At 48.6% G+C, this 14,272-nt stretch carries 12 protein-coding genes and 1 tRNA gene; 8 read left to right on the top strand and 5 right to left on the bottom strand.

Features of this window, described 5'->3' with window-relative positions; all coding sequences use genetic code 11:
* The first annotated feature begins 13 nt into the window (after window positions 1-13).
* Entirely contained in the window at window positions 14-343 is a 330-nt protein-coding gene (locus HMPREF1492_RS00065) for a hypothetical protein (RefSeq protein ID WP_035434742.1), read from the top strand.
* A gap of 205 nt (window positions 344-548) precedes the next feature.
* On the opposite strand, the gene HMPREF1492_RS00060 is transcribed toward HMPREF1492_RS00065, so the two are convergent.
* Both HMPREF1492_RS00060 and HMPREF1492_RS00055 read right to left on the bottom strand, forming a co-directional pair.
* Window positions 549-624, bottom strand: a tRNA-Phe gene (locus tag HMPREF1492_RS00060).
* A gap of 61 nt (window positions 625-685) precedes the next feature.
* On the bottom strand, window positions 686-955 hold the full coding sequence (locus HMPREF1492_RS00055; RefSeq protein WP_035434740.1) for an RDAC family protein: 270 nt from the start codon (window positions 953-955) through the stop codon (window positions 686-688).
* 129 nt (window positions 956-1,084) lie between these two features.
* On the opposite strand from HMPREF1492_RS00055, the gene HMPREF1492_RS00050 reads away from it, so the two are divergent.
* From HMPREF1492_RS00050 to HMPREF1492_RS00030, 5 genes are all read left to right on the top strand, one after another.
* Window positions 1,085-2,908, top strand: coding sequence for a subtype A tannase (locus HMPREF1492_RS00050; RefSeq protein WP_035434737.1), 1,824 nt, complete (start codon window positions 1,085-1,087; stop codon window positions 2,906-2,908).
* Window positions 2,909-2,923: 15 nt separating this feature from the next.
* Entirely contained in the window at window positions 2,924-3,628 is a 705-nt protein-coding gene (locus HMPREF1492_RS00045; RefSeq protein ID WP_035434735.1) for a peptidylprolyl isomerase, read from the top strand.
* Window positions 3,629-3,749: 121 nt separating this feature from the next.
* A complete protein-coding gene (locus tag HMPREF1492_RS00040) occupies window positions 3,750-4,250 on the top strand; it encodes a hypothetical protein (RefSeq protein ID WP_035434733.1) in 501 nt (166 codons plus the stop codon).
* A 37-nt stretch (window positions 4,251-4,287) separates the two neighbouring features.
* Window positions 4,288-4,575: an ACT domain-containing protein gene (locus HMPREF1492_RS00035; RefSeq protein ID WP_035434730.1), complete on the top strand. Its 288-nt coding sequence runs from the start codon at window positions 4,288-4,290 to the stop codon at window positions 4,573-4,575.
* A gap of 12 nt (window positions 4,576-4,587) precedes the next feature.
* Window positions 4,588-5,490, top strand: a complete 903-nt coding sequence (locus tag HMPREF1492_RS00030; RefSeq protein ID WP_051479299.1) for an HAD family hydrolase — start codon at window positions 4,588-4,590, stop codon at window positions 5,488-5,490.
* Between the two features lie 136 nt (window positions 5,491-5,626).
* Here the strand turns inward: HMPREF1492_RS00030 and HMPREF1492_RS00025 are convergent, their stop codons facing one another.
* The gene (locus HMPREF1492_RS00025; RefSeq protein WP_035434728.1) at window positions 5,627-7,909 is read right to left on the bottom strand and encodes a KUP/HAK/KT family potassium transporter; all 2,283 of its coding nucleotides are present in this window, start codon (window positions 7,907-7,909) and stop codon (window positions 5,627-5,629) included.
* 116 nt (window positions 7,910-8,025) lie between these two features.
* Window positions 8,026-10,314: a bifunctional 23S rRNA (guanine(2069)-N(7))-methyltransferase RlmK/23S rRNA (guanine(2445)-N(2))-methyltransferase RlmL gene (gene rlmKL, locus HMPREF1492_RS00020; protein ID WP_035434725.1), complete on the bottom strand. Its 2,289-nt coding sequence runs from the start codon at window positions 10,312-10,314 to the stop codon at window positions 8,026-8,028.
* A gap of 311 nt (window positions 10,315-10,625) precedes the next feature.
* On the opposite strand from rlmKL, the gene HMPREF1492_RS00015 reads away from it, so the two are divergent.
* Window positions 10,626-12,347, top strand: a complete 1,722-nt coding sequence (locus HMPREF1492_RS00015) for a phospho-sugar mutase (protein ID WP_035434723.1) — start codon at window positions 10,626-10,628, stop codon at window positions 12,345-12,347.
* 90 nt (window positions 12,348-12,437) lie between these two features.
* Here HMPREF1492_RS00015 and HMPREF1492_RS00010 read toward each other — a convergent pair whose 3' ends face one another.
* The gene (locus tag HMPREF1492_RS00010; RefSeq protein ID WP_035434722.1) at window positions 12,438-13,487 is read right to left on the bottom strand and encodes a papain-like cysteine protease family protein; all 1,050 of its coding nucleotides are present in this window, start codon (window positions 13,485-13,487) and stop codon (window positions 12,438-12,440) included.
* Between the two features lie 222 nt (window positions 13,488-13,709).
* On the opposite strand from HMPREF1492_RS00010, the gene HMPREF1492_RS00005 reads away from it, so the two are divergent.
* A complete protein-coding gene (locus HMPREF1492_RS00005; RefSeq protein ID WP_084054933.1) occupies window positions 13,710-14,150 on the top strand; it encodes an arginine repressor in 441 nt (146 codons plus the stop codon).
* Window positions 14,151-14,272: the final 122 nt, after the last annotated feature.

Raw genomic sequence — 14,272 nt, 5'->3', positions numbered from 1 at the left:
GGGTTGAATATACATGGGTGCTAATATTTACAGAAGCATAGCGATAGGTATTATTAGCCTTTGCTTTTTGTACATTGGCTATGTGCTGATAAAAACTAAAAATCCCTTCCTAGTACATAGGTATAATATTATTTTGATTCCCTTAAAATACAGGAAAGAGTTTACAAAAAGAGCAGGTATTGGTATATGTATTATGGCAGCGGTAACGCTTATCTATTCCGTGTTGATTATGCTGTTTTCTGATTCCTTTTTGTTGCAGATTATCACACTCTCATTCGCGTTTATTGGCGCATTATATATAGTTGGAAGTATGGTTTATTTTATTATGCATGGACAGCAATAGGCTTTTATCAATAGAAGTTGGGTTGCAATGGTAATACTCACGCTTGAATTCTCATTGCTAGTGCAACACTTTTATCGTTTTTATACAGAAGTAACCGTTTATATATCCACTAGCACAAACGCTCACTCGTAAGACACTCGTAAGACACAAGCCTCAGATAACAAAAAAGGTTGACACCAAGATGGTATCAACCTGAGCGTTAAAATGGTGGCGGGGAAGGGAATCGAACCCCTGACACGGGGATTTTCAGTCCCCTGCTCTACCAACTGAGCTACCCAGCCATTGGTGCTTCGAAAAGCTTATTTACTATAACAGACTGAAGCGCTTCGTCAAGCGGGCAATTTATACAATCCAGAAATTTTTTCCGCCAGTGAGGTCAAATTCAACGGTCATACCCTTTATTGCAAAAAATGCCTCAATTTGCTCCTTTGTTTTCTCGAGCTCTTGACCGTCGATTTTCTCGCGCTCATCGGTTTTCTCGCCAGAGGGGAGTTCTATCCAGAGGGTTTGCTTACCACATGTGTCACGCAGGTGGATTTTGCTTAAAAGGCCCTGCTGAGCAAGCCTTTCATTGAGATGAATGAGGTCAAAGAAGTTGACAACTTTTGGCATGCTAACTCGTTTCTCTAAACGCTTGCTCTTAAGCATACACGTTTGCAAATTGGTACAATAGATTGTCTAGCTTGAATTAGGTCAGCGGTCGTTGCTGCCTCCACTGAATAAACTATTCGAGGGGAAATTATGGCCTTTACGAGAAAAGAATTCTTGTCCCTTTCTGCTTTGGGAGCTGCAGGTACTTTGGCTGCATGTACTCCACAGGCAAGGACGTCTGAGGATACGAATCAGCCTGCATCTAACGTGGACCTTGAAGAGTTCAAGTCACTTAAGCTGGACATGACCCAGTGGAGTTATGACGAGGATAACGACTGCTACTATCAGCTGGGCATTCAGTACTGCACTAAGCCTGCAAGCAAGTCGGTGAATACCCTCTCGGTCTTTGTACCTGGAAAGTATCTCTCGGGAAAGAAGAATGGCTCTACGTACGAGTGCGAAGTGAGCGAGAAGGCCGTTGTAGGCAGCTTCACCGCACGTACCGCGCCAATTGTCATGCCTATTAACACGGCAACGCTCGCCCCTCAGAGCGCCCCTACAAGTTACTCATACGAAGGCCTTGCACCGTACCTTGAGGCTGGCTTTGTGTACGTATACGCAGGTTTCCGCGGCAGAAGCGCCGGCTACGATTCAACCACAGGCTCGGACGAGCTTTACGCAGGCGGATCTCCTTGGCCAGCAGTAGACTTCAAGGCAGCTATCAGGTATTTGCGCTACAACAACGAGCTGCTCCCATGCAATACATCAAAGATTTTTGTGTTTGGCTTTGCAGCTGGCGGCGGCCTTAGTGCGGTGCTGGGAACCTCAGGCGATTCTCCGCTCTATACGCCATATCTTAAGGCTGTTGGCGCTGCTACGCATAGCGAGAAGGGCGAGCAGCTGTCAGACTCTATTTACGGCAGCGCTTCATGGTGTCCTGCAACTTCATACGACCTCGCAGACGCAGCGTATGAGTGGTCGGCCGGTCAGTATGCAGATGCAACAGATTCTCGTGCTGAGGGTGTATGGACCCAACCTCTCTCGCAAGATCTTGCTGGTGCATATGCCTCATTTGTCAACAACATGGATCTTCTCGACAGCAATGACAGTAAGGTCAGTCTTGATGAGACTAACTCTGGCGTCTATACCGCTGGATCATATGCAGACCTTCTTATCAACGAGCTCAAGACCTCTGCAAATAACTTTGTCAGAGACAACGCGTTCCCATATACCTCTACGCCTCAGCGACTGGAAGAGCCTACGTTCCCAGGTGATCCAAATCTCGCGACGGTTCGTGGTACAGATAATGCAGCTCCTGCTACTCAGCAGGTTCAATCTACTATCTACGATACTGCTGAGCACTATTTTGGCTCTCTGAACTCAGAATCTATTTGGGTTGTATATAACCTTCGTCGTCAGAGCGTTGAGCTTGAGAACTTGAGGGGTTTCTCGCGAGCCTTAAGAGGCGCGTCGCTTCCAGTTGGAGCTTTTGATGCTCCTGATAGAAGCACCCGCGCTAATCAGCTTTTTGGTGTTGGAGAGCAAAGTACACTGCATTTTGATGAGCAGACTGCTGACCTCATTAAAAAGAACCTTGATACGTACATGAAGCTTGCCGATTGGAAGTCCAGCTACGCTAATGATTGGACCTCTGATCTGAATAAGGCTGATACGCTGGAGAATGACATTCCAACTCGTGTTGATATGTTCAATCCACTGTACTTTACCAGCGCATCTTACAAAGGCTATCAGACAGCATCGGTTGCTCCTTATTGGCGTATTAATGAGGGCGCTCAGAATACTGATACTTCAATTTGCACCTCGTTCAATTTGGGCCTGTCTCTAAAGCATTTCTCGGGCGTGAGCAGTGTTGATTACACGCTTGTTTGGGATAAGGGCCACGTTCTTGCCGAGAGAACAGGCAATGCAACTGCCAACTTGGTTTCTTGGATTGTTTCGTGTGCGTCTGCTTAAAGAGGAGGGCATAGCGTGTTTCAAACAAAGAATCGCCGACTGTATGGTGTTATAGTCATCGTTGTGCTTGCGGTAGGAGCAATATTCTTCTCTCTTATGAGGGGTGCTGATAAGTCTCAGTCACAAGCAAGCTCGCAATCCCAACAGACGCAACAGACGCAGTCTCAGAGCTCACAAAACAAGGGCTACATTGATTCTGTAGCAGCGGATGACCCATATGCAAAGGGCATTCACCATGTTCGTATTGTGGTGAAGGATTACGGCACTATCGAGGCAACTCTTAACGCAAACGTTGCTCCTATTACGGTTTCCAATTTTGCTCATCTTGCCGAGTCAGGCTTCTATAATGGCCTTACGTTCCATCGCATTATTGATGGCTTCATGATTCAAGGTGGAGATCCTAAGGGCAATGGCTCGGGTGGATCCGAGAATAAAATCAAGGGCGAGTTCACCAAAAACGGTGTCGAGAATAACATCTCGCATACACGTGGAACTATTTCCATGGCACGCGCCCAAGATCCAAACTCTGCAAGCTCACAGTTCTTTATCATGCAGGCAGACAACTCAACTCTGAATGGAAATTACGCTGCATTTGGCACGGTAACAAGTGGAATGGACGTTGTCGATGCAATTTGTAAAGGCGTAACCCCAACCGATTCAAATGGAACTATCCCTGCTTCAGAGCAGCCAGTCATTGAGTCCATCACAATGATTGATTAGATTCCTTATATAAAATATTGTTATGTTATTGAATGACCTGCGACAAGTTATAAAGTTGCAGGTCATTGGCTTAAAATACGCTTCTCATGGTATACTATTGTTATCCGAGAGGAGTGGTGTTATGCGAGCTGTTGGCGAGTTTTGCGTTCACCCAGGTCAGGGCGTATGTCTTGTTGAAAATGTAGTTTCGGAGCCTACTCCGGCCTACGTTTTGTCTCCTATTGGGCAAAAACACCCTGTTCAGATTGTATTTCCTCTTAATCAAGAGTTCAGGCTTCGTGATCTTATGACGCACGACGAGGCCATGAATCTTGTTGATACCTATCCTCAAATTGAGCTTATTACGTTCCATATTCATAATGCGTCGCTTGAGGAATCTCATTTTAGACACGCTATTAGAGAAGGTTCTTGTAAAGACTCCTTTAGCATTGCTAAAACATTTAGAGCTCGTATTGATAAGGCGCGTTCGCTCAACAAGAAACCACCTGTTTCTCACGAGAGAATTTTTAAGATGGCCAGTAATCGCGGTCTTTACGAGCTTATTACGGCACTTAATTGCACCGTTGACGAGATTCAAAAGGTTTTTAGTTCACGCTATGGCGTAGAAATTGGAAAAGCGTAGCTTATAATTAACCCATCCGTTCAAGAGATGGGAAATTATGGCTTCAGAAACATCCGCTAATCGCGCTGTTGTTACTGTTTTGGGCAGCGATGCTCCTGGAATTGTTGCGGCAATTTCAACCACTTTAGCCGAGTCCAACGCTAATATTCTGGATATCGCTCAAACCATTTTGTCTGGTATTTTTACTATGACCATGCTTGTTGAACTTCAGGATGCTGAGTCTTTCTTGAGCCTCAAAGAGCGTCTTGATGCCGTCTCAGAAAAGCTTGGTGTACAAGTAAATATGCAGCGTGAAGAGGTCTTCACGTTTATGTATCGTCCATAAAGAGGTAGTGTTTTGTCAGAGCTTTCAACTGAAGAACTCATTGCTCAAAAACAGTCTTGGCTCACTCAAGATGTATCAAATCTGAAAGTAGACATTGTCTTTTCCGATATGGATGAGACATTTTTGCATACTGATAAATCTCTTGACGATAACAACATGGCAATGCTGGACCGCCTGGCTGAGCTAGGCATCCCGTTCGTGCCTTGTTCCGGACGCGCGTTTAACGTGCTGCCAAAAGAGGTTGTGAACCATCCTGCTTCTAAGTACGTGGTATCCTGCGATGGCGCCATCATTAGAGATCTTTCTACCCAGACGGTACTGCACGAGTCCACGGTGACAAAAGAGCAAGCTCTTGAGTTGTATCAAAAGCTTAAGGACTATCCTGTGACTTTTGATATTTTTGCAGACGGTGGTGTTTATCTGGAGCGCTCAAGACACAATCTGATTACTCAGCTTGGTATCCCCGCAGATCACGCAGCATTTATGCAGCGTTCTCGCACACCCTTTGATCAAAGCGTTGAGGAGTTTATTGAAGGCGTTACTACCATTGAGCGACTTGGTTCCTATTGGTCTGTTGCGGAAGGCGAGAAGTACCAAGCACTTGTAGCAGATGCTGTAGCTTCAGTAAAGGGACTCAGTGGCACAGCTTCCATGAGTATGGGAATGGAAATCTTGGCCGACGGCACTTCAAAGGGTGCTGCACTTAAGTGGCTCTGCAATCATCTTGGCATTTCAACGGATAATGCTGCAGCTTTTGGCGATTCGCTTAATGATGTCGCCATGCTTTCTACGGCGGGAATGGGTACGGCAGTTGCCAACGCTCGTCGTGAAGATTTTGAGGCAGCAACCTATATCACTTTGACTAACGATGAGGCGGGTTTCTCGCGATTCTTAACGTGGGCACTGGGGGAGTAAGCACTTGGCGCTGGAAACGTAACGTTTCAGAGTTTTCGCTTTAAAGTTTTGCTTGAGACATATTGTTTAAAGGAAAAGCCGGCAGATACAATCTGTCGGCTTTTGTTATGAGAAGTAAAACTACTACGCGCTAGGCCTAGTGATTGGAGTCTTGTTGCTCCTCAAAGACATCTTCATCAGCCTCTTCTTCGTCAAGTTTAAGAGGACGGAAGCTAGCGGTATCGCCACCAACGTAGTCTGCAACAGTAGCTGCGTTTTCAACGCGCTCCTTGTGCAGCGCTTCTGCAAAGATATCTTCGTCTTCCTCAATCTCTGCAATACGCTCTTTCATAGGAGCCTCAACAAGTGGCATAGAACCCGTCTGAGCTGCGTCATCAAGCGTGATACGAGTAAGCTTCTGCCCGCGCTTAACCTTGGAGAACAGAGGAACGTATTCAAAGACAATGTTGGAGTTCTCAAGACCATACCAGCGAGCAGGAGATCCGCAGATGCGACGAATAAAGTACTTGAGCTCAAGGCAGCGAGCGTCAAAACCGTTGATGTCAGTCTCTGGAGCTAGTACCTTACGCAGCAGACAGAATCTAAAGTCACCAATTTCGGAGTGCTCCTTGTAAATGGAATACTTGTGATTCTGTGGAGCAAGCTGATTGTTCTTAATCAGGTCACCAACAATCTGATACAGATAGGTGTTAATACGCTGGTTTACCCTAAAGCCAAGACGCAGGGTAATCTTGAACAGGAAGTCTGTACCAAAGTCATTGACGATAAACTCACGGGTATTTGGATCGTCTGTCAGCGAGATGTTAATGAAGTAGTAAGCCTTAGCACGCTTTGGACGCTTATCCAAGATGGAATAGAGGATGTCTCGATCCAGCTTGTCAAATGAAGAGTCATTGGTCAAGAAGACCAGGTTATCAGCGAGGGTTGTATAGTCTGCATCGTGGCTCAAGCTACGGAGCTGGTCAATGTATTTATCTACGGGGAGATAAACGCTCTGCGTCCTCTCAACAGCGGTACCGCGACGCCAGACAAACATGACAACAAAGATTGCGGTAGCCATAAGAACGGTAAAGTAGCCGCCGTGGAAGAACTTGGTAAGGCTTGAGAAGAAGAACATAGCCTCGATAGCACCAAAGAAAAGAATGAATGGAATGGCCGCCCATAGGCGCTTTCTGATAACGGCCAGGTAGGTGTAGAGCAAGATTGAGGTCATGAGCATGGTAACGGTAATTGCAAGACCGTACGCTGCTTCCATGTGCTCAGAGCTCTGGAAGAGAAGTACAACGCCAATGCAACCAACCCACATGATGTTGTTTACAAGTGGAATGTAAATCTGGCCCTTAGTTGTGGAGGGGTAGTTGATCTTGATATGAGGCATAAGGTCAAGCTTAATAGCCTCAGAGACAATGGAGTAAGAGCCGGTAATCAGTGCCTGAGAGGCAATAATTGCAGCAAGCGCAGAGAGAATAACGGCAAATGGTCTAAGCTGACCAGGAAGCATTTCAAAGAAAGGATTGAGGTCTTTGATAGTATTTAGCACGGTGTTATTGTGGTTGGTAATGAGCCATGCGCCTTGTCCAAGATAGTTCAGAATCAAGCAGACCTTAACAAAAGGCCAGCTTACGTAAATGTTGCTCTTGCCAACGTGGCCCATGTCAGAATAAAGTGCTTCTGCACCAGTGGTACAAAGGAAGACACTACCTAAAACCATGAGACCAGCTGCATTGAGCTTGCCATCAAAGAGAAACAGAATGCCGCGGACTGGGTTAAGAGCTCGAACAACGCTAATGTCAGCAAACATGTTCATAACACCCATGGCACCCAAGAACAAGAACCAAAGCGTCATGACAGGGCCAAAGGCCTTACCAATGGTAGAAGTACCTGCCTTCTGTAAGGCAAAGAGGGTGCAGAGGATGATGATGGTAATCATGACAACAATGTGCTGATTATCACCAATGATAGCATGAGCTGCAGGAATAGTACGCAAACCCTCAATAGCGGTGGTTACTGTAACAGCTGGGGTCAAAATACCGTCAGCAAGAAGAGCTGCGCCACCAATCATGGCAGGAATAATCAGCCATTTGGCGCACTTTTTAACCAAACTGTAGAGCGCAAAGATTCCGCCCTCATTGTGGTTGTCTGCCTTCATTGCAACCATGACGTATTTAACGGTTGTAATGAGTGTCAGCGTCCAGATAATGAGGGACAGAGCACCCAAAACAACATCGGTGCTCATGGTAAGAAGACCACCGTTACCAGCAATAATTGCCTTCATGGTGTACATTGGAGAAGTGCCAATGTCACCGTAGACGATGCCAAGGGTAACAAGTACCATGCCGGCACTTAGAGGAATGCCAGTTGATTTCTTGGCTTTATTCTTAGAGAAAAGCGCATGAAATGCAGCTTTACTTGTATTCATCTATTAATCCTCTCAACAGATGATTAGTACAGTTCGTCATCATATGTTAGTCCATATACCTAGTTATAACTAGACGAATGTACAAACGTACTTATTTTGCCTGCAAGCGGAAAAATTTACTCATTTTCCCGCGGTTTTCTCGAGATTTTATATGCATGGTGAATCTTCTGATTTCTTGAGAAGTCCTCCGGAATAGTTTCACTTGTTATGTCTTCAATGTCGACGCCAGCTCGCTGGATTTTCTCGACATCTGGCTTAAAGGTACGTAGGTTGCACGAGAAAATGGCAACGCCACCGCGAGTCAGAAGGCGAGAAATGCCAATGATAAGCTCAGCGTGATCTCTCTGGACATCAAACGAGCTCTGCCTCATGCGCGATGAGTTGGAGAAGGTGGGGACGTCGCAGAAGATGACGTTCCAGCGGTTTTTGGTGTGACGCATCTCGGTAATCCAAGACAGGACGTCTGCCTGGACAAACTCGTGCTCCTCTCCGTCAAAACCGTTGCGCTTCATGTTGCGCTTGGCCCACTCAAGCGAAGGCTTGGAGAGGTCAACGGTTGTGGAGTGAAGCGCGCCACCATCTGCTGCGTAGCAGGTAGCGGTACCTGTGTAGGCAAAGAGGTTGAGGAAGCTCTTAGCTGCGCCGGCACTCTTCATGAGCTCGCGAATCTCTGCGCGCGTATCGCGGTGGTCTAGGAAGATTCCACAGTCCAGTCTGGATGCAAAGTTGACCTCAAAGAGTAGGCCGCCCTCATCGATGAGCAGCATTTCTTTTCTGGAGTTGTCTGCAGCGCTGCCCTCGTCAGAGTACTGAGAGCCACCCTTTGCACGCGTTCTTGTTCGTAGATTTACGTTTGAGCTGGGTACGCTTAGAATGCGAGGAGCCAGAGCTAGGACGTCTAGGAGGCGACGCTTTGCAAGGTCTGGATCAATCTCTTTAGATGCAGCGTACTCAGAGATTTGCATCCAGGTAGTTGGCTTTATGGCGCCTTTGTAGATGTCAATGCTGACGGCATAATCGGGCAGGTCAGCGTCGTATACGCGGTAGCACGAGACGTCGTTTTTACGAGCCCACTTAGCGCGTTGCTTGGCCACCTTAGCAAGGCGTGCGGCAAATTGATCTGATGCAGGAACCAGCACGCTTACCGGCTGGTTGTTAACCATGACAGTGGGACCTGCAGGAACCGAGGTTGACTCAGAGTTGCTTGCTGGTGCAGTGGCATCAGCTTCGCCGCCACCTGCTTTCTCTGCGATCGCGGCAGGGTAGCAGCGCATGGTGGCAATGGAGTTGCCCACGTAGACAGAAAGTGTCTGCGATGGAGTTGCTCTGAGTACCGTATCAGTATTTGTATCGCTGGTAAGAAGCGTGCTTGCCTGTCCCGCAAAAAGTCCAAGCGTGGAGTAAGCAGAGCCCTGAAGTGTAGGCTCTTCTTTGGTCCATGAGAGATCTGCAACAATGCCCGTGAAGTGCTCTGCATGTTTTAGCAGCTCAGAAGCTGCCAAGAACTGCACGTCAGCCTTGAGACCGCCTGCACGAAGCGTATAAAGCACAGCCTCCTTGGCCTTTGGGCGAGGGTCTGCTGCATAGAGTGTGACCTGGCGCTCTTGGCCCTTCTCGGCACGTTCATCGGCCTCGGCAAGCAAATCCTGCCAGGCATCGTCGTCGTGGCCAGCCCAACCCGTCATGCCCCAGCGAGCGCGCAGAATGCCCGGCGCCACGTCCAGCGCCATGCCCGCTGCCTCCTGCGCAAGCGCACCTGCTCCCGGGAACAGCAGCGCCGGCAGCGGTGCGTCTGGCGAGAAACCCGATGCACTCGCAGCAGTTTGCGCCTGCAGGTACAGAAGGGCAGCGGCGTAGTCTAGCCTGAGCGGCGCAAACTCACGTGCCGGCCCTCGACCGCCAGTCAGACTGCGCTTAAAGAGCGCCTCACCAGCAAGGTCAATGCCAACTGTGGCACGGTTGCGTGATACGCGCACGACAATAGTTACGTCAGGCGCAAGCGTGTTGACCATAGGACGGCTTCCGCGCTTTGCTGCAAGCCTATCTACAATAGCGTCTTTTGTTCTGACAGCAATGAAGTTGGTGTTTCTGAGCTGGTCATTTGTGCCGTGAGCACTGACTGCAATGGTGGCATGCGGACCAATATGGTCTTCCCAAGCAATGTGGGAGAGGTCTTCGTAGAGAGCGTCTGAGGTTGCAGCACCAACGCGATCAAGCACCAAAATGACGCGAGACGTAAGGCGAGACCATAAACAGACGCGGTAAGCATCGGCAAGTGGGCCGTAAAACGCAACCTGTCCGCCAAGAGGGCGCACCTTTTTGATGCGCAGGCCGTCAAGCTCCTGTGCAAGAAGCTTCTCAAAGCCTTTTGGACACGTTGCAAAAAACTCAAGTTCTTGAGACATCGGGACACCTTTCGCCCGTAGGAATTGAATACATACTAGTGCAACATTTTCCCATGTTTTTCTCGCCAAATGGTTGGGGAAAAGAAAATACATCAAGAACCCGTGGGTGCTCGGCCGCGCGCGTTCCCTTGAGTCGTCCCTCGGTCGTGCGTGGCTGTGAGCAGCGCGTCTGCAGCCCGCACCAACCTCCACTCACCGAAGAGCGGAAGTTCATACATAATGTCCCAAATCATCTGTTATTTTTCGCTTAAAATACGCGTAGTATCTTTTATTAAGAAATACAGAGAGCTGTTTGAGGTTTGGGAGTCATTATGGATGCAAAAGTTATGGAAGCATTTGAGTCCTGGCGTGCAAACGTCACCGAAGAAGACCTGGTAGAAGAGCTCGGTGAGCTTGCTAAACCAGAAGCAGAAGATAAGCTCTACGACGCATTTTATCGTTCGCTTGCTTTTGGTACTGCTGGTTTGCGCGGCACCATTGGCGTGGGCACTAATCGCATGAACGTCTACGTTGTTGCTCAGGCAACCCAGGGACTTGCGGATTATCTCAACGCTCACTACCAGAATCCTACCGTGGCTCTTGCAAGGGATTCTCGCCTTAAGGGCGAGGACTTCCAGAAGGTTGCAGCCGGTGTTTTGGCAGCTAATGGAATCCGTGTATATGTCTACCCACGTATTGAGCCTGTTCCAACGCTCTCATTTGCCGTCCGCTACCTCAAGACTTCCGCAGGTATCGTGCTTACTGCAAGCCACAACCCTGCGCCTTACAACGGCTATAAGGTATACAACGATAACGGTGGTCAGATAACTGACGAGGCTGCAGCAGAGATTTCTGCAAATATCGCACGCGTCAATCCTTTTGACGTCAAGCCTATGGACTTTGAAGAGGGCTTGGAGAAGGGCCTGATTGTCTGGACGCCAGAAGAGGTTCTGGACAACTTTATTGAGGCTATCAAGCGCGTTTCTATTCCAGGATTTAAGGCTGCCGACGGCTACAAGGTTGTGTATACGCCGCTCAATGGTACAGGCATGGAGTGCGTCACGCGCATTCTTAAAGAGATTGGCGTCAATGACGTTGATGTTGTCCCAGAGCAGGCAGAGCCAGACGGAAACTTCCCAACCTGCTCCTATCCAAATCCAGAGTTCCGTGAGGCGCTTGAGCTGGGCCTCAAGCTTGCCGATAAGGTAAAGCCAAACCTTTTGGTTGCAACTGACCCTGACGCCGATCGTATGGGTACCGCAATCCCACACAACGGCGATTACGTGCTGCTTTCCGGCAACGAGATGGGCGTCCTGCTTATGGACTGGCTTCTTACCATGGCAGAAGAGCGTGGCGAGAAACCCCAGGATAAGGTAGCTGTTTCCACCATCGTATCTTCTGCTATGCCCGACGTCTTGGCACGTGCCCGCGGCTTTGAGATGCGTCGTGTCCTCACAGGCTTCAAGTACATTGGCGACCAAATTGACCAGCTCAAGGATGCCGGCGAGGAGGACCGCTTCCTCATGGGCTTTGAGGAGTCCTACGGCTACCTTGTTGGAACACATGCTCGCGATAAGGATGCTATTGTTGCCACCATGCTCTGCGTTGAGATGGCTTCTTGGTACGCAGCTCGTAACATGGACCTCTACGAGGCAATGGATGCCCTGTATCAGCGCTATGGCTACTACCTCAATGGCGTTGTTAACGCTGCTTACCCAGGTGCCGAGGGCGCTGCAAAGATGGCTCAGATTATGAGCAGCCTGCGTAAGAATCCACTGGAAATGGTGGGCAACTACAAGGTTGTTGGCGTAACAGACTATGCTGAGTGCGCAGAAATGCCTCGCGTCTCGGGCCTGCAGAAAGAGGCTCCTCAGACACTGCCAGCTTCCAATGTCATTGAGTACAGGCTTGAGGGCGACAACAAGGTTATCTTCCGTCCATCGGGCACTGAGCCTAAGGTCAAGGCCTATCTCTTTGCCAACGGCAAAACTCGCGAGGAGGCCGAGGCACGCATCGCCGAGCTTAGCGAGGCTGCACAGAAGGTTCTTTCATAGTTCGCCTTTACCTCTAAAACGTTTTTCCGCGCAATTCTTTGGCGAGAAACCCGTCCAGCCCAGCATTCACTTTTTGTGGATGCTGGGTTTTTACTCGGCAGCCTTTACCGTCACGGTGTACAGGGCATTTGCAGCGCCGGCAATAGTTTCTGCCGCCCATGGACGTGCGCTTACCTCAGGGGACAGAGGGTCGTGGACATTTACGGTGCCGTCATCGTTCTTGCTGGTTACCAAAATCCAGTGATCGCCATCAGAGCTCAGCTTATTGCCCTTAACCTCAACAAGCAGGAAGGTTTCAGCATCTAGAAGCGTGGTGATATTGTCGGCAGAAATGTTATAGCTATCAGCGGTAAGACCAAGGTTAGCTAAATTCTTCTCGAGAAATGATCTGTTCATTCCAGAGTCGGTGTCCGTTGCTTTAGCTGTTTCTACAGCGCCCGCAATATCTGCTGGAGTCCAGTTGTTCTTTCCGGTAAGACCCATGTATGCCATAGAGAGTGCAGTGGGACCAGAGCCCTTGGTGGCAATTACAGAGCCGGCATACGAGACGCCGCCCCACCTGGAGTCCCAGGTATAAAGCTGAGGAGCTGTGCCTTTGGTGATTGAATCGTCGTAGGTTTTAGCTTTGCCGTCAGAATTGGGATAGTTTGCAACAAAATCAATAGCTTCAGGGTGGGCAAGTGCCAGCTCAATGAGGCTTTTATCGCTGTATTTATCAGCGTGTTCTGCAATCCAGGCAAGGTTTTTGTTCTGATCTAGCTTGGCTGCCAGGGCTTTAGTCAGCTCCTCTGAAGTTCCCACAGCAACGCGAGAATCAACGGAGTTGGCCTCTACCTCTGGAGTAGATTCTTTAGCGCAACCGCGCACGCAGCTCGACACAATAAAGACCAGTAAAAGTGCCGCAATAACTGCTAGACCAATGACAATATAGGTTCTCGTACGAGAATCAATGCGATGTAGTAGAGACTGTCTCTTAAAGAGAACTGCCTGCGAACCAAGGGTATTTCTCTTGCGACGTCTTGCCTGCCTATCAGAAATACCGCCATCACGAGGAGGACGGCCATTTTGTGGGGGACGACGACGCATTGCAGGATCTCCGTGGGAGCCTTGTCTTCTATCAGGTGAATCATTCAGGGGCATGGTGGCCTCCAAGCCGTAAAAATAGTTTCACTCATGATGAATCATACGGCGAGAAGTGTATAAATACTTTTAGAAAACGGTGAATGCAATATTCCGACCGACGAGCGGGTTATTTGCACCGTTTAGCGGTTTGGCATGCGCATAAGGGTTGATTAAGTATATTCTTTTATTCACTATCATTTGTTTTCAAAGTTAGCGAGTCGTATAAGGAAAGAAGGCGTCGTGAAGCATAGAAATGCTCGACAGGACGTGATTCGTGAGCTTGTTCGCAGCGAGTCCATCCGCACACAGCGCGATCTTGTTGACATGCTCAAAAATCGTGGCTTTGCCTGTACTCAAGCAACCGTTTCTCGTGATACTGCAGAAATGGATTTGCAAAAGCTTCCTGAGGGCGCCTATGTGCTTTCTGAAGATATGCATTTGCAGAAAATGCTCTCTGAGTTTGTGGTTGGGGCTACGGCAGCAGAGAATCTTATTGTGATTCGATGTCATCCGGGCACTGCATCAGCCGTTGCGTTTGCCCTTGACGATGTTGAGCTTGACCACGTTGTTGGCACCGTTGCCGGCGACGATACCGTTTTGATGATTGTGGATAAGACTGAGCACGCTGCAGACGTGGTGCGCATCATTACGCAGCTTGGCAATGTAGAGAGCGTTCTATAAAACACAAATCTTTTGGCGAGAAACCCGTCAAAAGCACACCTCATTCAAAAAGAAAAAGGAGCCTGCTTATGTACCGACCCCCAAAAGTTAGACCAAAATCTAACGATTAGGAGGTCGGTATT

The organism is Atopobium sp. BS2 (assembly GCF_000565075.1).
Lineage (GTDB): Bacteria > Actinomycetota > Coriobacteriia > Coriobacteriales > Atopobiaceae > Lancefieldella.
Note: the sequence above shows the minus strand (reverse complement) of the source record. Positions and strands in the feature narration are given on the sequence as shown.